The following is a 17,437-nucleotide window of genomic DNA, read 5'->3' on the forward strand; positions in this document are numbered from 1 at the left end:
AGAATAATATTTCATTTTTATTAAAAGTTATAACACTAATTAGGGGTTGTAACTTTTAATAATTGTCTGTTTGATATATATTCGTGCAATGAAATTTTCTTTTTTTGCCCTGTTTCTCTTTCTTTCCTCATTTCTATCGGCACAAAATGTTAATATAATTCCGCTCCCAAAATCGTTTGTAAAAGCTGACGGACAGTTTCAACTCAACAGCCATACGGTTATCGGTATAAATGATAACTCCTTATTGCCACAGGCCAATTACCTGCAAACCGAATTATTAAAGGCAAAGGGTTTAGCTATCCCCGTTGATCAGAACGAAGTTAAAGCCTCTATCGATCTGCAATTGGTTAGAGGTAATCAACCCGCCGAGGCTTACACCCTAAAGATAGAACCACAAAAGATCACTATCACTGCATCAGGCAATGCGGGTGTTTTTTATGGGATAGTTTCGTTGCTGCAAATCATTAAAACAGAACCAGCTCCGGATTTTGTGAATCTTAATGCAGGCCTAATTACCGATGCACCAAGGTATAAATGGAGGGGGTTTATGCTGGATGAATCGCGCCATTTTTTTGGTAAACAAAAAGTAAAGCAACTGCTCGACTGGATGGCTTTTTATAAGCTGAATAAATTTCACTGGCATTTAACAGATGTACAGGGCTGGCGCATCGAAATAAAAAAATACCCTAAACTAACTTCCGTAGGTGGCGTTGGAAATTATTCGGATACATTGGCTGAAGCCAAATATTATACACAAGAAGATATTAAGGAGATAGTTGATTACGCACAAGACAGGTTTATAACAGTTATACCTGAAATCGATATGCCCGGCCATGCAACCGCAGCCAACAAGGCTTATCCCGAATACAGCGGAGGAAGCATCAATAAATTCCCGAATTTTACCTTTAATCCATCAAACGAAAAAACATACCAATACTTAGCTGACATATTGAAAGAAACCAATGCTTTATTTCCATCGCACATGATCCACCTTGGTGGTGATGAGGTGGCATTGGGGATGCAGGCCTGGGCCGGCAGACCAGCTATTATGGAGATGATGGCGAAAAATAAATTCACTTCACTAACCGACCTGGAGCATTACTTTTTTAAGCGCATGGCCGATACAGTTGTAAGTTTAAACAGTAAAATACTTTGCTGGGACGAAGCAACAGAAACCGACCTGCCAGCCGATAAAACCATTGTATTTTGGTGGCGGCAAAACATACCATCGCAATTAAAGCTTGCGCTGCAAAAAAAATACCAGGTGGTGCTTTGCCCAAGGCTGCCCATGTATTTTGATTTTGTGCAAGATAAAAGCCACGTATCGGGCCGTAAATGGAATGGAGTATTCAATAGCCTAAGTGCTGTTTACAACTTTCCGTATAAACAATTCCCGGCTGATGAGTTGGCATCCGATCAGATAATTGGTGTACAGGCAAACCTTTGGACAGAAACGGTAGGCTCAGAAAAGCGGCTCGATTATATGATCTTCCCGAGGATGGCGGCACTTTCTGAAACAGCATGGACAGATTCTGCCTCAAAAAATGAAACTGATTTTAATGAAAGGCTTAAAACAAACCTTAAGCTTTATGATAATGCCGGGATCTATTATTATGACCCCTATGATCCTTCGTTACATCCGGAAGCGATTGACTTTGCACCACGTATTGTTAAGCCAATGGTAAGAGAAAGGCATCGTCATCATGGGCGCAGATCAGGTGCACGCGGGCACCATGCAGGTAAGCATGGTCATTCAAAAAGCAGTGCTAAACATCACACTACTAAAAAAGGAAAGAAGCGTAAAAAATAAGGTGAAGTGGATTTACTGAATACTAAAGTTTAATTTTACGCCGATGAAGAACGATCCGTTAAGTCTTCCACTTTTTGAAATGCGGCTGGAGGAGATCCATCGTGCCGACCCGTGGCTGCGTTATGAAATAACTATTCGTGAATTTATTGCCCTGTTTCCCATCCGTTATAAAAACGGGATGCCCATGAAACCTGAGCACCCCGCAGTTTTCGGTGTTGACCGGGAAGTGTTTTTAAAAGTATTGGTGGCGTTTAGCCAGTGCTTTAATTAATTTAGTAATTACGGATTGGTAACGCTGGTGTCCTGTGCCAATGTTGCATCATCAGGTGTGGTAGCAAGGTCCTTATCTAAATTATATAAGGCATCATCATTAGCATTTGGTCCGCCGGCAATTTTAACCTTATCCAGCATATCAATTGCCATCGTTTCTTCTTCTGTTTGTTCTTTTACAAACCACTGCATAAAATTCCAGGTTGCCCAGTCTTTTTCCTGCATGCTCATCTCCACGATTTTATAAATAGCGGTGGTATTCTCCACCTCTGATTTAAATACCTTTTCAAAGCAATCATTAACATTTATAGGGTCGGGACCTGGTTCAGGTATGGCGGTTACCACAACCTTTGCGCCGCGCTTTAAAATGTATTCTAAAAACTTCATCATGTGGTTACGCTCCTCGTTTGAGTGGCGGAAAAGGAAATTAGAAATACCACCGTAGCCTTTATCGCTGGCCCAGGCGCCGTATGAAAGATAGATCTGCGCATTATGAGCTTCATTGGTCATCTGATCATTTAAAGCTTTTGCAAGTGTGTCCGAAAGTCTGTTAGTATCCATTGATAGTTTATTTAAAAGCTAAACTATCGGTAAGCTAAAATGTTTAAAATATCTTAGGGCGAAAATCAAGCTATCAACAAATATCCCAGAGCACAAAAAAAACACCATTAAGCTATAAGCAGCCCTATGGTGTTTTATACATATAACGCAAACTGTTTAGCAGCAGCGCATAGCAGGGCTATTTATAAGCCGAAACGTACGTGGTTTTTATACTCAGGATGAAAGATTTACCAACGCTGATCTTTACACTTTTATCCTGAAGCATTGCTTTTATAGCCTCATCAGCTTTTAAAGCTTCAAAAAGATCGCGTGCAACGGCCGAACCGCTGATGTTGTTGGTCACCTTGCCGTTTTCCATCACTATATTAAAGGTATAACCAGATTTTCCGCGGTCGCCAGCAGATTCAAAATCAGTTATATTTAATTTAAACTGCTGTTCTTCGTTAAAACTTTTTTTAAGGTGTAAACGAATTACGGGGATGTACCTTTTCCAGGTAGTTAAATATTTTCTTTCTTCCATGTGAGCCGCTAAAGGTATGATAAATTGCACAGCATTGTGTTAATTAAGAAGCATAAAAGCTTAAATGTCTTATATTTAGGCAGATAGTGTTTAGTGTGTTGTGTATACTGGCATCATTTATGCTCCTTAATGGTATGTATGGCCTTACTGTAGTCGTCTTAACTATGTAAGTTTTGATAATAGTTCAATTATATACATATTGACCTTCGGCCTGATTAAACCTAAATAAAATACCATGTTTAAAAATACAAAAGCATTGAGCGGTTTTGCAGTGAACGATATGCAAAAGGCAAAAGAGTTTTATAATGGAAAGCTGGGCATTGAGATTTCTGAAAATGATATGGGGATAATGACCTTGCACATCAGTGGTGGAACACAAATAATTGTTTATCCAAAACCCAATCATGAGCCTGCTACGTTTACTATCCTGAATTTTCCGGTTAGCGATGTTGACGAGGTGGTTGATGAGCTTATTGGTTTGGGTATTGTTTTTGAACAATACAGTGAGCCAATAAAAACCGACGAAAAAGGTATTTTACGCGGCAACGGTTATGGGCCTGATATTGCCTGGTTCAGGGATCCTGCCGGTAATATATTATCGGTTTTAAAGCAAATGTAAGCGGCTACCTTTTTATCACCTGCCCCACAAAAAGTAGTGTTTTTGTTTGGGGGATAATAATGTGGATTTCGCGCATGCCATATTCGCGGTCAAAGGGTTCTCGTACCCTTATGTTTTCAAGCTTGTTTTTAATACCATCCCATAAACCATCAATATCATCAACCTCTAAATAAAATTCCATTTCGCCAATATCAGTACCGGCCGGTAAAATATGTATGGTCAGGTTATCCTTGTATACTATGGCATAGTTGCTATCTCCCATCATCAGCGAAAAATTAAAAAGATCTTTAAAAAAATCCACCGTTGCCATAACGTTATAAGATGGGAGCATGGGGCTTATGTGCAGGGCCTTATACATAAATGAGTATCTGGATTTTTAACAACTAATTAACTACATTGCTATATAAAGGTATATAATTAATGGAAACCGTTTACAATACCATAGGTAAAGGATATAACACTACCCGAAAGGCCGATACTTAAATAACCAGTAAGTTATATGATCTTATGGCTGTTAAACCTGATAAATCATACCTTGATATTGGTTGCGGAACCGGAAATTATACCATAGCACTTGCAAATAAGGGAGCCGACCTTACAGGCGTTGAGCCATCTGCTTCAATGCTGGATATTGCCCGCAAGCATAAGGGAAATTTAAAATGGCTGCAAGGCTATGCAGAACAGATCCCTGCGGATGATAATAGTTTTGATGGGGTTATAGCTACCCTTACTATTCACCATTGGCGTAATTTAAACCTTGCTTTAAAAGAGATTAACAGGGTAATCAAGCCCGGTGGAACGGTAGTTTTCTTTACTGCCACCCCTTTGCAAATGCAAGGTTATTGGCTTAACTATTATTTCCCCGAAATGATGAAGGCCTCAATACTTCAAATGCCATCGCTGGCTGCAATTGAATCATTGCTTGACAATAATGAGTTTACTGATACAGCAACAGAAAAGTATTTTATTCAGGATGATTTGCAGGATTGCTTTTTGTATGCAGGTAAAAATAAGCCACAAATGTATTTAGATGATGATGTAAGAAAAGGCATTTCATCCTTTGCGGCAATAGCTAATGCTGATGAAGTTGACAGCGGTTTGTTGAAATTAAGCGCAGATATTGAAAGCGGAGCTTTTAATCCGGTAAAGGACAGCTACAAAAATGATAACGGTGATTATTTGTTTATTTCAGCAAAAAAGATTGAGCCAAATAGTCAATATAAATGACCTTTAAAGTATAGTTTAATCAGCTAATATTACTCAACTTAGCAATTAAATTAAGTATTGCTGAATGAAGGCTATAAAAGTACCCAATGAATTAACCTGCGCACCTTATTATCAGCGTGAATTGAAGTTGAATGGGGTAAGTCTTGTTGAATCTTGCACGCTTACGCACCGTACCGAAGGTAGTATGTATTTGGGCGAGCACATGCTGTTGGTAGTGCTTGAGGGCACTAACACCATAACACATGGTAAAAATACCTACGTGGTTAACAAGCACGAAATGGTATTGCTTAAAAAGGCCGTACAGGTAAGTTATGATAAATGCGGAAACCCCGGCAATAACTATGTGTATGACAGTATGCTGTTTTTTATAAAGGATGAGTTTTTAAAAGAGTTTATAAAAATGACCAAAATTGAATCGGTTAATTGTGCCGAAGCGGTTTTAGTATCTGTTAAACCGGTAAAGGAGCGCCTGCTTAAATTTTTTGAATCGTTAAAGCCATACTTTAATGAGCCCGAAAATATTGATGCCGGCTTAATACGTTTAAAAATGCTGGAGCTATTGTATGACCTTGCCAGTACCGATAAAAATCTTTTTCAGCAAATATTACAGTTAAAGCAGCCTGTATATTCGGATATTACCCATATAGTTGAAGAAAACTATGCCAATCCTATAACGCTTACAGATATGGCCTATTTATCAGGTAGAAGCCTGTCAAGCTTTAAGCGCGATTTTCAGGCCATTTACCAGGTGTCGCCCGCAAAGTGGATCAGGGAAAAGCGATTGGCAAAAGCAAGACAGTTATTACAAACCAATTTACCTGTTAAAGATGTTTGCTACTCCTTAGGTTTTGAGAGCGTGGCACATTTTTCAAGACTGTTTAAAGAATATTTTGGTCATACCCCATCAGAAACTAAAAGCAGGGTAGTGGTTTTAGTGGATTAATTGGGCCGATAAGTCAAGTAAATTGACCCAAATAGATAAACGGCTTTTATATAGAAACCGCATCTTTGTTTAAACAAGACAAATACATTTACACTAAAGAAAACAATATGATACCTGTAAAAGGCTACGCTGCACAAAGCGAAACAACAGATTTGGCTCCCTGGGATTTTGAAAGACGTGAGGTTGGACCGCATGATGTACAATTTGATATTTTATTTTGTGGTGTTTGCCACTCTGATCTTCACCAGATCAAGAACGACTGGTTCCCGGGTATATTCCCGATGGTGCCAGGACATGAGATTGTTGGCCGTGTAGTTAAGGTAGGCGACAATGTAAAGAACTTTAAAGTAGGTGATTTAGCCGGAACAGGCTGCCTGGTAGATTCGTGCCGTGTGTGCGAAAACTGTAAGCAAGACCTGGAACAATACTGTTTAAACGGCAGCTCACAAACCTACAATGGCCTGGAGCAGGATCATAAAACACCTACTTACGGCGGTTACTCAAACTCCATCGTAGTTAACGAGGATTTTGTATTGCACGTATCAGATAAATTGAACCTTGCTGCAGTTGCGCCGTTATTATGCGCAGGTATCACTACCTATTCGCCTTTAAGGCACTGGAAAGTTGGCAAGGGCCATAAATTAGCGGTGCTTGGTTTAGGTGGTTTAGGCCACATGGCGGTTAAGTTCGGTGTTGCCTTTGGAGCCGAAGTAACGGTATTAAGTACTTCGCCTAAAAAAGAAGAAGACGCTAAAAAATTAGGCGCGCATCATTTTGTGGTTACTACCGATCCGGACCAGGTAAAAGCAGCTAAAAATACCTTCGATTTTATATTGGATACGGTATCGGCAGAGCATGATTTTAATATGTACCTATCTTTATTGCGTACAAACGGTGTGCATATCTGCGTAGGTGTTCCACCAAAACCGGCTGAGATTGCTGCATTCAGTTTGTTAGGCGGCAGAAAAAGCCTTGCAGGTTCAGGTATAGGCGGCATAGCCGAAACTCAGGAAATGCTTGACTATTGTGCAGAACACAACATCGTATCAGACATTGAAATGATTGATATTAAAGATATTCACGCATCATATGCCCGTATGGAAAAAGGTGATGTACGGTACCGTTTTGTAATTGATATGGCTACGTTATAATTTAAAAAAACAAAACTAAACTAATGGCCAATTCCGCTTAAATGGAGTTGGCCATTTTTATAATGTTTGCAACGCGAACTTTATCAGTAACATCATTGCTGTATTCATCACCAATAGTATCACCCATAATGATATGGTCGTTTTTATATTTCATTTTGCTGGCTACATGTACCCGTGCTGATGAATGCACCTCGGTAGCCCCGGTAAAATGAACCAGGTCCGCAACATTGTTTTCGGTAACGCCGCTGCCGGGCATAATGGTTATGCGGCCATCGGCTTTCTCAATTAAACGTGCAATATTGGTTGAGCCCTCCATCGCCGTGCTTTTACCGCCCGACGTCAGGATCCGCTCGCAGCCCATATCAATTATCTTTTCAAGGGCTACAAACATATCGGCACACATATCAAAAGCCCGGTGAAAAGTAACACCCAGACCCCACTGTTTAGCCATGCTGGCCAGCTGGCGACAGCGGTCAATATCTATGGTGCCGTCATCTTTTAAAATGCCTATCACAATGCCATCGCAGCCCGCTTCAATGCAGTAACGCACATCGGCCTTCATTATATCAAATTCAAGGTCGGTATATAAAAAGTCGCCGCCGCGTGGCCTTATCAACACATACAATTTAATATGGAGCAGCCTGCGGGCTATCAGTATTTCGCCGTATGATGGGGTGGTGCCGCCTTCAAACAAATTTTCGCACAGTTCCACGCGCGCGGCACCGCCGTCCTGCGCTGCTATGGCAGAGGTAGCCGAATTTGCACATACTTCGAGTATTACAACAGGAACGCTCATGTTTTTATAGATAGATATTAAAAAGATCAACAAGCAGCTTGTAACTACCTGTTAACCTTTATTATACGAATGATAAATAAAATAGTTTGATTGAATTTAGTGCAGATTAGGCTTAATAAAAACTTTTTCCCGGAACAAGGAGATCCTGTTTCTCCGCATTGCAAACCGCAAAAGAAAAGCCCTTTTGAATGGCATAAGCACCATACTGACCTTTTTTATTAATGGCTAAAAAGCCAACTTGTATCTCTTTGGCTGTTTCAGGTTTCTTTTTGATGATGCGCCTTACCGCTTCCTTGCAGGCATCCTCAGGTAAATAGCCCTGGCGCATCAGCTCTACCACTAAAAAGCTGCCCACGTTACGGATCACTTCTTCGCCTACACCGGTTGATGTAGCGCCGCCTACTTCATTATCTACATAAAGGCCTGCGCCAATTATGGGGCTGTCGCCAACGCGGCCACGCAGTTTAAACGCCATGCCGCTGGTAGTACATGCGCCGCTTATATTTCCTTTTGCATCCAGCGCCAGCATGCCAATAGTATCGTGGTTATATTGATTGCCGGGGGCATGTTGTTTGTTTTCGATATTTAAAACAGGCGAGTACTTGGCAGTTTTTAACCATTCTTTCCATGCTTTTTCTGATTCGGGGGTCAGGAGTTTTTCTCTTTTAAAACCCTGTTCAACGGCAAACTGGGTAGCGCCCTCACCAACTAACATAACGTGCGGGGTTTTTTCCATTACCAAACGTGCAACAGATATAGGGTGGGCAATATCCTCAATGGCAGCAACGGAGCCGCAATTGCCAAACTCATCCATGATACAGGCATCAAGGCTCACGTGGCCGTCCCTGTCGGGGTAACCGGCGCGGCCAACGGTATGGTTGTTCATGTCGGCTTCAGGAATGCGTACACCGGCCTCAACGGCATCAAGCGCACGGCCGCCTTTTTCTAAAGTTTTCCAGGCTTCTTTGTTGGCGGCAATCCCAAAATCCCAGGTCGAAATTACTATCGGAAATCCATCGGCAGGTTTTACGTTTATTGCTTTAGCAATTGTTGAAGTTGACAATGCTGCCAGCGAAGCACCGGCAGCCGATATTTTGATGAATTTACGGCGGTTATACATACCGCTAATATAATCAATAGGTGTATAAAATTGATTTATTGGGCTATTTATTGCTGTAATTAAATGTGTAAATTGCTAATTAGGCTCATTTTTTGGTCTTTACAAATATCCCTGCAATAAGCGAAATGATAAGCCCGGTAAAAAACTGGCCTGTAAGCGCCATTATTACCTGTGTGCCGGTACTAAATTCCCTGCTAACCATTACCAGGTGCTGGCCTATCTGCTGCTGCGATTCGCCATTGGCTATCATTGTTTTTTGAGCATCCTTTATCATAAACTCCCTGAAACCCGTGTTAATAAACTGGCAGTACAGTGCACTGAAAATGGCCACTATAATTGCAATAGTTATAGCTACTAATACCCCGGTTTTAACTGCCTGCCCATAGCTGAGCACACCTGCAAGTTTCTTTGCGTTTTGCATAGCCATATAAATACCAATAGCTTGTATAAGTACGGATATCAGCCCGCCCAGGCCCCTTATTGAACTTGCCTGCATGCCCAAGCCAAATTTGGTATTTAACCAAACCATCAGCGAGAAAAAGCCAAACAGAAAAATACTGCTTACCAGGCCTGTAATTAATCCGGTTTTTAAAGTTGATCTCATTTTATTTTTAGATTGATTTGATGCAAAACTGGTGGATATTATCATCAAAAACAAAAACGCAGCAGGTGGAAAAAGGGTGGATTTTCTTGATAAAACCTTATCCTGCTGCTTGTTTTAGCTTGGTTTGGTAAATATTAACGGCTTGCTTACGGTTACTTAGGCCCAGTTTGTTATAAATATTATTAATGTGGGTTTTAATGGTGCTAAGCTCCACATAATTAATGGCAGCAATCTCCTTATTACTTTTACCTTCAATTATCAGGTTTAGTATGGATAGTTCCTTGCTGGTAAGGTTTGCAAGCGGGTTATCGCTTGTCAAAATCTCTTTGTTTGTTTCAGATTGCCTGTACTTCGAAATAAAAAATCCAGCTATTAAAAACAGTATGGCAATAGCCGTTATATAATAATCAAACCTGAAATACTTATAAACCAGCAAAATATTTGATACCTGGAACAAAATTATAGCCAGTGCAGCTGCAATGCCAATTTTAATACCGGTTTTAAGGTTTTGATAACTCATTATGTGCTGCTATTCAAAATCCTGCTGGCAGTTATAGCAATGCCAGTTCATTTGGGTTTGAAACGGGTTTACCAGGTTTATAAACGAATCTAAAACACCTTCGTCTTTATCTTTGGCAATGTTTACCACGTTGGTTGATGAACAGTAGGGGCAAACCACGTAGGTATTGGTTTCGTTATCAATTTCAAAGTGATCCTGTTCGTGCAGGTCGCCTTCGGTGGCTAATATTTCGCGGCATTTTTCAATGTCTTTTTCAAAAACCTTAACTTTTATACCGCCTACGGCCTGGTTATAAAGCGGGTTGGCGCCTATGGTATTTTCATCGGCAATAAAACAGGGTATTCCGTTAGCTTCCAGCCGGGTGCGTACGATGTGCGCCAGCATGGGGTCGTAATAGGACTCAAATGTTACTATTTTATCATCCGTTTTCATTAATGCAAAATAAAAAATATTATCCTAACATCCCCGATTTTTCTTTAATTTGGATGATATGAACCGCATTGACAGGGTATCGGCTATTTTAATTCAGTTGCAATCGCGCAGGGTGGTTAAGGCCAGTGATATTGCCGATCGGTTCAATATAAGCCTGCGTACGGTTTACCGCGATGTAAAAACGCTGGAGGAAGCCGGTATCCCTATTATTGGCGAAGCCGGGGTTGGCTACTCCATAATGGAAGGCTACCGACTGCCCCCGGTTATGTTTACCCGCGAGGAAGCCACTGCCTTTTTAACTGCCGAAAAGTTTGTTGAGAAGATGACGGATGCTTCTACAATGGAACACCACCAGTCGGCCATGTACAAGATCAAGGCCATACTAAAAACCGCCGAAAAGAACCTGTTAGAGGATATTGATGGTAAAATAGAGGTCCTTAAAAGTCAAAGCCAGCTAAATGCCAGTAATAAGGATCATATCCAAACCCTGCTGAACAGCATTGCCCGTAAATATATTATTACCATTGATTATTTTGCCAACCACAGCCAGGAGCATACCAACAGGGATATTGAGCCTGTGGGCATCTTTTATAAAGACGGCAACTGGCACCTGATTGCTTTTTGCCTGATGCGGAATGCATACCGTGATTTTAGGGTTGACAGGATAAACGGCATAATTACCACCGACCGCCACTTTAATAACAAGCACCCTACTTTAAAAGCTTACATAAACCAGGCGGCCAAAGAGCAGGAGCTTGACCTTGTAGTTATTAAGGTGGATAACAAAATTTATAGCCACCTTGAATATCAAAAGTACTACAGTGGTTTTGTATCCGAAAAAACGATAGGTAACCAGGTAGAGATGACTTTTCTAACCACATCATTAGAGGGCTTTGCCCGCTGGTACATGATGTTTGGTGATAGTGCCGAGATCATCAGTCCGGATAGTTTAAAGGATCGGGTTAGCCAAATTGGATCGCTCATTGCTCAAAAAAATCTTCAGTTGTTAAATTCCTACTGACATAGGGTTGTCACTAACCCTTCCTTAATTTGTGTAAACAAACAAGGTTTATAAAATGCGTTACTGGGTAGTTGTTGTATCAAAAGATCATATTGCCCGTGGTGTTGCTGGAAGTTTTATGCAGGCTAATCATGGCAAGGCAGCTCCCTTAAAACGAATGGCGGTTAATGATTGGGTAGTCTTTTACTCACCCAAACAAACAATGAGTGGCAATGTGCCCTGCCAGGCATTTACAGCCATCGGGCAGGTGGCAGATGATGAGGTTTATCAGCATAAAATGAGCGACGATTTTATCCCGTATCGCCGTAATATAAATTATCATCACTGTACCGAAACACCAATTGCACCCTTAAGAAATAAGCTTGCTTTTATCACCAATAAAAGCGCATGGGGCTACCGGTTTAGGTTTGGCTTTTTTGAGATACCGGCAGCCGATTTTAATTTGATAAAAAAGGAAATGATAAGCGAATAGATGAACTCTAAACCTTTATTAGGCCATCAAAAAGAATAGGGTAGGAGTGAAGTAAAAACAATTAAACCATTATATAGATAACAAATTAACCAGTAAAATATATGAGCACATTAACCTCAAAAACCACCGTTACCTTTAAGGCACAAATTGCCGATGTATGGAAAGGATTAACAGACCCCGCCATGGTGAAGCAATACTTTTTTGGAACTGACCTTCAATCCGAATGGAAAGTTGGCAGCCCCATTATATTCAGTGGTGAATGGGATGGACATACTTACCAGGACGGAGGCGTGATCCTTGAAATTGATGCACCCCGATTATTGAAATATAGCTATTGGAGCAGCATGGCCGGTACAGAGAACAAGCCCGAAAACTATAGTAACATTACGTACGAACTAAGTGAAACGGCAGGTGTAACCACCCTTGTAATAACCCAGGATGGCGTTAAAAATCAGGAAGCGGCAGACCATTCCGAGCAAAACTGGATCTCTATTTTTGATGGATTGAAAGCTATGATAGAGAAATAGTATGTTAATGTATCTATTTAAGTGATATTTATAAATATATCATTAAAAGTATTTTATATATCAATATAACTTTTGGTAATGATAGCTAAAATAGAAATAATTGAGCAGGAAGCGATTTATATTGCCGGAATATCGGTAAGGACAACCAACAAAAACGGTCAGTCGCAAACAGACATCGGCCACTTATGGGCAAGGTTTATGAGCGAAGGTTTGGCCGGGCAGATAAAGAACAAAGTAACGGATGATATATACTGCCTGTATACTGATTATGAAACAGACCATACCGGGCCATACACAACCGTAATAGGCTGCAAGGTTGGTTCAATGGCGCAGGTTCCGGAAGGGATTATCGGGGTGACTATCCCGGCTGGTAAATACCAGGTTTATTTTTTAAATGGCAAACTACCCGAAAAGGTTTACACCGCATGGCAGCAAATATGGGTTGGTGATGCCAGCAGAAAGTACACTACCGATTATGATCAGTACCGGGTTAATGCCGAAAGCTATGAGGAAACAGAAGTAAAAATTTATGTGGCCATTAGTTGATGGTGAAATCAATATAAAAAAAGGGTAGTTCCGTAAGGGCTACCCAATCTCTTCCTTAAACCCTATTAACTTAAACGAATTATCGTATAAAGCTCAGCCTTTTACCGGCTTTGCCTTCTGTTAAACTTTCGTTGCTCCACACAAGGTTGCCTGATACAAGGGTATGTGTGATTTTTGACTGGAAAGTGGTGCCCTCAAACGGGCTCCATTTGCAATGGTACAACAGGTTGTCCTTGTTCACTTTCCAGGGTTTACTTAAGTCGGCTAATACAATGTCGGCCCAGTAACCTTCGCGTATAAAACCACGCTTTTCAATCTGGAAACAGATGGCTACGTTATGCGCCATTTTTTCCACCATTTGTTCTAAGGTTATTTTGCCCTTGTGGTAAAGCTCCAGCATGGCAGGCAGTGCGTGTTGTACCAATGGTCCGCCAGATGGTGCCTGCAGGTATGGTAAGGCTTTCTCTTCAATAGTATGTGGCGCATGGTCTGTTGCTATAACATCTATGCGGCCATCCAGTACGGCCTTTAAAATGCCATCCCTGTCTTGCTCTGTTTTTATGGCAGGGTTCCATTTAATCAGGTTGCCTTTTGTTTCGTAATCCTTATTGGTAAACCAAAGATGGTGGATGCAGGCTTCAGCAGTGATCCTTTTATCTTTTAGTGGCAGTGTATTGTCAAAAAGGTGGGTTTCTTTTTCGGTAGAGATGTGCAGAATATGCAAACGGGTATTATGCTTTTTAGCCAGGTCGACCGCCATTGATGAGGAGATGTAACAAGCCTCGGCACTGCGGATCTTTGGGTGCAGTCTTACCGGGATGTTTTCGCCAAGCAGTTGTTTGTAATGATTAAGGTTTTCCCTGATGGTCGCCTCATCTTCGCAATGTGTGGCCACTAACATTGGGGAATTAGTGAAAATATTTTCGAGCGTTGTTGGGTTATCTACCAGCATGTTTCCGGTTGATGATCCCATAAATACTTTTACACCGCAAACATTGGCAGTATCGGTGCGCAGCACTTCGTCAATATTATCATTTGAGGCACCCATATAAAAAGAGTAGTTGGCCAGTGATGTGTTGGCTGCTATCTGGTACTTATCTTCTAATAGTTGTTGAGTAAGCGTATTGGGTACAGTGTTGGGCATTTCCATAAAAGTGGTAATGCCTCCGGCCACGGCAGCTCTTGATTCTGAATAGATATTAGCCTTGTGCGTTAAGCCCGGTTCGCGGAAATGAACCTGGTCATCTATAAACCCCGGGAACAGGTGCAAGCCTTCAGCATTGATCTCCTGATCGGCCGCAAAGTTAATTTGCTGGTCTATCTTTTCAATAAAACCATCTTTTACCAAAACATCAGCAATAAACTGCTGGCCCTCATTAACTATAGTTGCCGATTTGATCAGGATTGTACTCATGCAGGCAAATATAATCGTAAAGTATTAAAGTAAATAAAACCATAAACATTGTAATGTTTATGTTATGCATGCATAGTTTTTTTAAATAGGCGCAAAAAGGGTTAAAACTGGGTGTAATTATTACACTATGATGAGAATTTTCACCGATAAAAACCACACCTTTGCCGACGAAAATAGGGGGTACATCGAATAACTAATTTTTTTTGTAACGTTTTAAATTCGGTGTCGTCTTATGGTTGTATTTAAAAAGAAATAAAAAATACAAATAATTGAAAATCAAAATATTAATATCATGAAATCTAAAGTTTTATCATTGATCACCGTACTTGTTATAGTATTAGCATCAACAAAATTAACATCTGCTGCCAACTTAAATAATTCAGCCTACACCATATTAAATGACATCAGTGCCATCAACAAAATCGAATTACACGGTAACGTTGAACTCTACATTTCTGATGCTTCATCAGATCAGGTAAAGGTTTACAACCAGTATTATGCCGAGAGTGCTTTGGTACAAAGCAAAAATGGTGTACTGCGCATTTCATCTTACAAAAACGAAAAATTAGTAGTTTGGGTAAGTGCAAATGATTTACGTGCCATATCAGCTTATGACAACTCTGAAGTAAAATCATTCGGCAGCCTTTCAAAAATTGAATTCAATGTTGACCTGCACGATAATGCATCGGCTAAGTTGGATCTGGATGCTTACAGTGCCAACGTAACCGTTGCCGACCATGCAAAAGTTAACCTGAGCGGTAACGCTACCGAGTTTAGCTTAAACCACAATGTATCAGCAAGTGTAAACAGCTTTAACTTTGCTGCTGCGCACTACACCGAAAATAAAACCAACTTCCCTGTAACTATCAAGGAAGATGAAATGGCCGGTATCTAAGCCTAATTTTAAAATCAACATATATTTTACAAAGCCATCTGTTTAAACGGGTGGCTTTTTTTTGTGGGATAAGGTTTTACTTAAATCAGTTTCCTGCCTTTTTTAATTTTCGCTTTATTGCGGGGATAGTTATAAGCAAAAGCATACTATTGCAATTAAAATTAAGTTAGCTACCTTTGTTAATAATTTGAATTTTGCAAATAAATACCGCAAATGGAAACTACCACACTCGAAGAATTTTATAAGCAAACGGCAGCTTTTATCCCCGAAGGAATAAACAAGGAGATTGGCCATTTTAATGTTTTTAAAACGGATGATTTTACTGCCCAATACAAAAAGAAACCGGGAACAATGCCCTATAACAGGCGGGCTTACTATAAAATAAGCCTGATACGCGGCCATAATAAAGCCGAATATGCCGATAAGGTTATTGATATTGAAAAAAATGCCCTGCTGTTTGCCACACCCAAAATTCCGTATAACTATGTCCCGCAGGATGAAAACCAGGCGGGGTACTTTTGCATTTTTACAGATGAATTTTTGATCCATGCAAAAAGCGGTGTGGTGCTTGATGATCTGCCCATCTTTCAACCGGGAGGTTACCCCGTATTTCAGCTAACAGATGAGGAAGCCGAAGAGCTTAACTATATTTTCAGCAAGATGTACAAGGAGTTATCGTCTGATTATACCTTTAAGTATGATCTGCTGCGTAATTATGTGTTGGAGCTGATCCATTATGGTCAAAAATTGCAGCCTGCTACTGCGCTTTATCCATTGCACAATGCATCGGCGCGGGTATCATCTCTGTTTATTGAATTGCTGGAGCGCCAGTTTCCTATCGAATCGCCAAACCAAAAACTGCTGATGCGTACCGCAAAGGATTATGCAGACCGCCTTGCCGTACACGTAAACCACCTGAATAAGGTGCTGAAAGAAAACACTGGTAAAACCACTACAGATATTATCAGCAGCAGGATTGTACAGGAGGCTAAAATATTGCTGAAACAAACCGACTGGAATATTTCGGAGATCTCGTATAGTCTTGGTTTTGAGCAGGTGGCCCATTTTTCAAACTTTTTCAGGAAACAAACGGCTTTTACCCCTATGGCATTCCGGTCGTAATAACTGATATTTGATTTTTGCAACTATTGGATTGATGTTTGCAAACTCGCCCAAAACAATCAGCCCTACCTTTGTTTTATCAAAACAATAAAACAAAATGGAACCAAACAATAAAATAGCTTTAGTAACCGGCGGCAGCCGTGGCCTGGGCAAAAACATGGCATTAAGCATTGCCAAAAAGGGTATTAACGTTATTATTACCTATAACAGTAAAAAAGACGAAGCGCTGGCTGTTGTTGCCGAGATACAAAAAGAAGGCGTTAAAGCCGCGGCCCTGCAACTTAACACAGGCGAGATTAAAACTTTCGATGCATTTTTTGAGCAGATAAAAGCTGTATTGAAGGATACATTTAATGCCGGTCACTTTGATTTTTTAATTAATAATGCAGGTATAGGTATCAATGCTCCGTTTGCCGAAACAAGTGAGGATGCTTTTGATACCCTGATGAACATTCACTTTAAAGGGGTGTTTTTCCTGACTCAAAAGGCTCTGCCGCTCATTAACGATGGCGGTCGCATTATTAACCTGTCAACAGGGCTGGCACGTTTTTCGGCACCAGGCTATGCGGCTTACGCCTCCATGAAAGGCGCTATTGAAACCTTAACCAAATACCAGGCTAAAGAATTAGGCGCACGGGGCATTGCTGTAAATGTAGTTGCACCAGGCGCTATTGAAACCGATTTTGGCGGCGGCGCAGTGCGCGACAATCAACACTACAATGATTATGTGAAATCGGTTACGGCTTTGGGCCGCGCAGGTTTGCCTGATGATATTGGCGGCGTGGTTGCCTTTTTATGTACCGAAGATGCCCGCTGGATCAATGCACAGCGCATTGAAGTATCAGGCGGCATGAATTTGTAAAAATG

General features: G+C 40.8%; 22 protein-coding genes. 13 read left to right on the forward strand and 9 right to left on the reverse strand.

What is annotated here, in order from left to right; genetic code table 11:
- Window positions 1–88 precede the first annotated feature (88 nt).
- Together ACQY4U_RS09850 and ACQY4U_RS09855 are read left to right on the forward strand one after the other, a co-directional pair.
- Window positions 89–1,810: a beta-N-acetylhexosaminidase gene (locus ACQY4U_RS09850; protein WP_428329222.1), complete on the forward strand. Its 1,722-nt coding sequence runs from the start codon at window positions 89–91 to the stop codon at window positions 1,808–1,810.
- 43 nt (window positions 1,811–1,853) lie between these two features.
- On the forward strand, window positions 1,854–2,081 hold the full coding sequence (locus ACQY4U_RS09855) for a hypothetical protein (protein WP_428329223.1): 228 nt from the start codon (window positions 1,854–1,856) through the stop codon (window positions 2,079–2,081).
- 8 nt (window positions 2,082–2,089) lie between these two features.
- Here the strand turns inward: ACQY4U_RS09855 and ACQY4U_RS09860 are convergent, their stop codons facing one another.
- Both ACQY4U_RS09860 and ACQY4U_RS09865 read right to left on the reverse strand, forming a co-directional pair.
- On the reverse strand, window positions 2,090–2,641 hold the full coding sequence (locus tag ACQY4U_RS09860; protein WP_428329224.1) for a ferritin: 552 nt from the start codon (window positions 2,639–2,641) through the stop codon (window positions 2,090–2,092).
- Between the two features lie 178 nt (window positions 2,642–2,819).
- Window positions 2,820–3,161, reverse strand: coding sequence for a hypothetical protein (locus ACQY4U_RS09865; RefSeq protein WP_428329225.1), 342 nt, complete (start codon window positions 3,159–3,161; stop codon window positions 2,820–2,822).
- 235 nt (window positions 3,162–3,396) lie between these two features.
- On the opposite strand from ACQY4U_RS09865, the gene ACQY4U_RS09870 reads away from it, so the two are divergent.
- On the forward strand, window positions 3,397–3,780 hold the full coding sequence (locus ACQY4U_RS09870; protein WP_428329226.1) for a VOC family protein: 384 nt from the start codon (window positions 3,397–3,399) through the stop codon (window positions 3,778–3,780).
- 4 nt (window positions 3,781–3,784) lie between these two features.
- Here ACQY4U_RS09870 and ACQY4U_RS09875 read toward each other — a convergent pair whose 3' ends face one another.
- Window positions 3,785–4,090 carry a hypothetical protein gene (locus ACQY4U_RS09875; protein WP_428329227.1) on the reverse strand — a complete coding sequence of 102 codons (306 nt, stop codon included), beginning with the start codon at window positions 4,088–4,090 and terminating at the stop codon, window positions 3,785–3,787.
- A 173-nt stretch (window positions 4,091–4,263) separates the two neighbouring features.
- Between ACQY4U_RS09875 and ACQY4U_RS09880 the strand changes: the two genes are divergently transcribed.
- The 3 genes from ACQY4U_RS09880 to ACQY4U_RS09890 all read left to right on the forward strand — a co-directional run bounded on the left by ACQY4U_RS09880 (window position 4,264) and on the right by ACQY4U_RS09890 (window position 7,101).
- Entirely contained in the window at window positions 4,264–5,007 is a 744-nt protein-coding gene (locus ACQY4U_RS09880; protein ID WP_428329739.1) for a class I SAM-dependent methyltransferase, read from the forward strand.
- Between the two features lie 64 nt (window positions 5,008–5,071).
- Window positions 5,072–5,950 carry a helix-turn-helix domain-containing protein gene (locus ACQY4U_RS09885; protein WP_428329228.1) on the forward strand — a complete coding sequence of 293 codons (879 nt, stop codon included), beginning with the start codon at window positions 5,072–5,074 and terminating at the stop codon, window positions 5,948–5,950.
- 107 nt (window positions 5,951–6,057) lie between these two features.
- Complete coding sequence (locus ACQY4U_RS09890; protein WP_428329229.1) at window positions 6,058–7,101, forward strand: NAD(P)-dependent alcohol dehydrogenase; 1,044 nt, start codon at window positions 6,058–6,060, stop codon at window positions 7,099–7,101.
- Window positions 7,102–7,138: 37 nt separating this feature from the next.
- Here the strand turns inward: ACQY4U_RS09890 and ACQY4U_RS09895 are convergent, their stop codons facing one another.
- From ACQY4U_RS09895 to ACQY4U_RS09915, 5 genes are all read right to left on the reverse strand, one after another.
- The gene (locus ACQY4U_RS09895; protein WP_428329230.1) at window positions 7,139–7,897 is read right to left on the reverse strand and encodes a copper homeostasis protein CutC; all 759 of its coding nucleotides are present in this window, start codon (window positions 7,895–7,897) and stop codon (window positions 7,139–7,141) included.
- A 112-nt stretch (window positions 7,898–8,009) separates the two neighbouring features.
- A complete protein-coding gene (locus ACQY4U_RS09900) occupies window positions 8,010–9,017 on the reverse strand; it encodes a N(4)-(beta-N-acetylglucosaminyl)-L-asparaginase (protein WP_428329231.1) in 1,008 nt (335 codons plus the stop codon).
- Between the two features lie 85 nt (window positions 9,018–9,102).
- Window positions 9,103–9,621 carry a DUF4199 domain-containing protein gene (locus tag ACQY4U_RS09905; RefSeq protein WP_428329232.1) on the reverse strand — a complete coding sequence of 173 codons (519 nt, stop codon included), beginning with the start codon at window positions 9,619–9,621 and terminating at the stop codon, window positions 9,103–9,105.
- 97 nt (window positions 9,622–9,718) lie between these two features.
- Window positions 9,719–10,141: a response regulator transcription factor gene (locus tag ACQY4U_RS09910; protein ID WP_428329233.1), complete on the reverse strand. Its 423-nt coding sequence runs from the start codon at window positions 10,139–10,141 to the stop codon at window positions 9,719–9,721.
- 9 nt (window positions 10,142–10,150) lie between these two features.
- Entirely contained in the window at window positions 10,151–10,573 is a 423-nt protein-coding gene (locus tag ACQY4U_RS09915; protein WP_428329234.1) for a DUF2007 domain-containing protein, read from the reverse strand.
- Window positions 10,574–10,631: 58 nt separating this feature from the next.
- Here ACQY4U_RS09915 and ACQY4U_RS09920 point away from each other — a divergent pair, with 58 nt between their 5' ends.
- From ACQY4U_RS09920 to ACQY4U_RS09935, 4 genes are all read left to right on the forward strand, one after another.
- Window positions 10,632–11,594 carry a helix-turn-helix transcriptional regulator gene (locus ACQY4U_RS09920; RefSeq protein WP_428329235.1) on the forward strand — a complete coding sequence of 321 codons (963 nt, stop codon included), beginning with the start codon at window positions 10,632–10,634 and terminating at the stop codon, window positions 11,592–11,594.
- 55 nt (window positions 11,595–11,649) lie between these two features.
- Complete coding sequence (locus ACQY4U_RS09925; RefSeq protein ID WP_428329236.1) at window positions 11,650–12,066, forward strand: EVE domain-containing protein; 417 nt, start codon at window positions 11,650–11,652, stop codon at window positions 12,064–12,066.
- Window positions 12,067–12,167: 101 nt separating this feature from the next.
- Window positions 12,168–12,593 (forward strand): SRPBCC family protein, encoded by a 426-nt coding sequence (locus tag ACQY4U_RS09930; protein WP_428329237.1) that lies wholly within the window; start codon window positions 12,168–12,170, stop codon window positions 12,591–12,593.
- A gap of 78 nt (window positions 12,594–12,671) precedes the next feature.
- The gene (locus ACQY4U_RS09935) at window positions 12,672–13,139 is read left to right on the forward strand and encodes a GyrI-like domain-containing protein (RefSeq protein ID WP_428329238.1); all 468 of its coding nucleotides are present in this window, start codon (window positions 12,672–12,674) and stop codon (window positions 13,137–13,139) included.
- 79 nt (window positions 13,140–13,218) lie between these two features.
- On the opposite strand, the gene ACQY4U_RS09940 is transcribed toward ACQY4U_RS09935, so the two are convergent.
- Entirely contained in the window at window positions 13,219–14,553 is a 1,335-nt protein-coding gene (locus ACQY4U_RS09940) for a dihydroorotase (protein WP_428329239.1), read from the reverse strand.
- 292 nt (window positions 14,554–14,845) lie between these two features.
- On the opposite strand from ACQY4U_RS09940, the gene ACQY4U_RS09945 reads away from it, so the two are divergent.
- From ACQY4U_RS09945 to ACQY4U_RS09955, 3 genes are all read left to right on the forward strand, one after another.
- On the forward strand, window positions 14,846–15,448 hold the full coding sequence (locus ACQY4U_RS09945; protein WP_428329240.1) for a GIN domain-containing protein: 603 nt from the start codon (window positions 14,846–14,848) through the stop codon (window positions 15,446–15,448).
- A gap of 213 nt (window positions 15,449–15,661) precedes the next feature.
- On the forward strand, window positions 15,662–16,570 hold the full coding sequence (locus ACQY4U_RS09950) for a helix-turn-helix domain-containing protein (protein ID WP_428329241.1): 909 nt from the start codon (window positions 15,662–15,664) through the stop codon (window positions 16,568–16,570).
- 97 nt (window positions 16,571–16,667) lie between these two features.
- Window positions 16,668–17,432: an SDR family oxidoreductase gene (locus tag ACQY4U_RS09955; RefSeq protein ID WP_428329242.1), complete on the forward strand. Its 765-nt coding sequence runs from the start codon at window positions 16,668–16,670 to the stop codon at window positions 17,430–17,432.
- Window positions 17,433–17,437: the final 5 nt, after the last annotated feature.

Source organism: Mucilaginibacter sp. (genome assembly GCF_965277465.1).
GTDB lineage: Bacteria > Bacteroidota > Bacteroidia > Sphingobacteriales > Sphingobacteriaceae > Mucilaginibacter.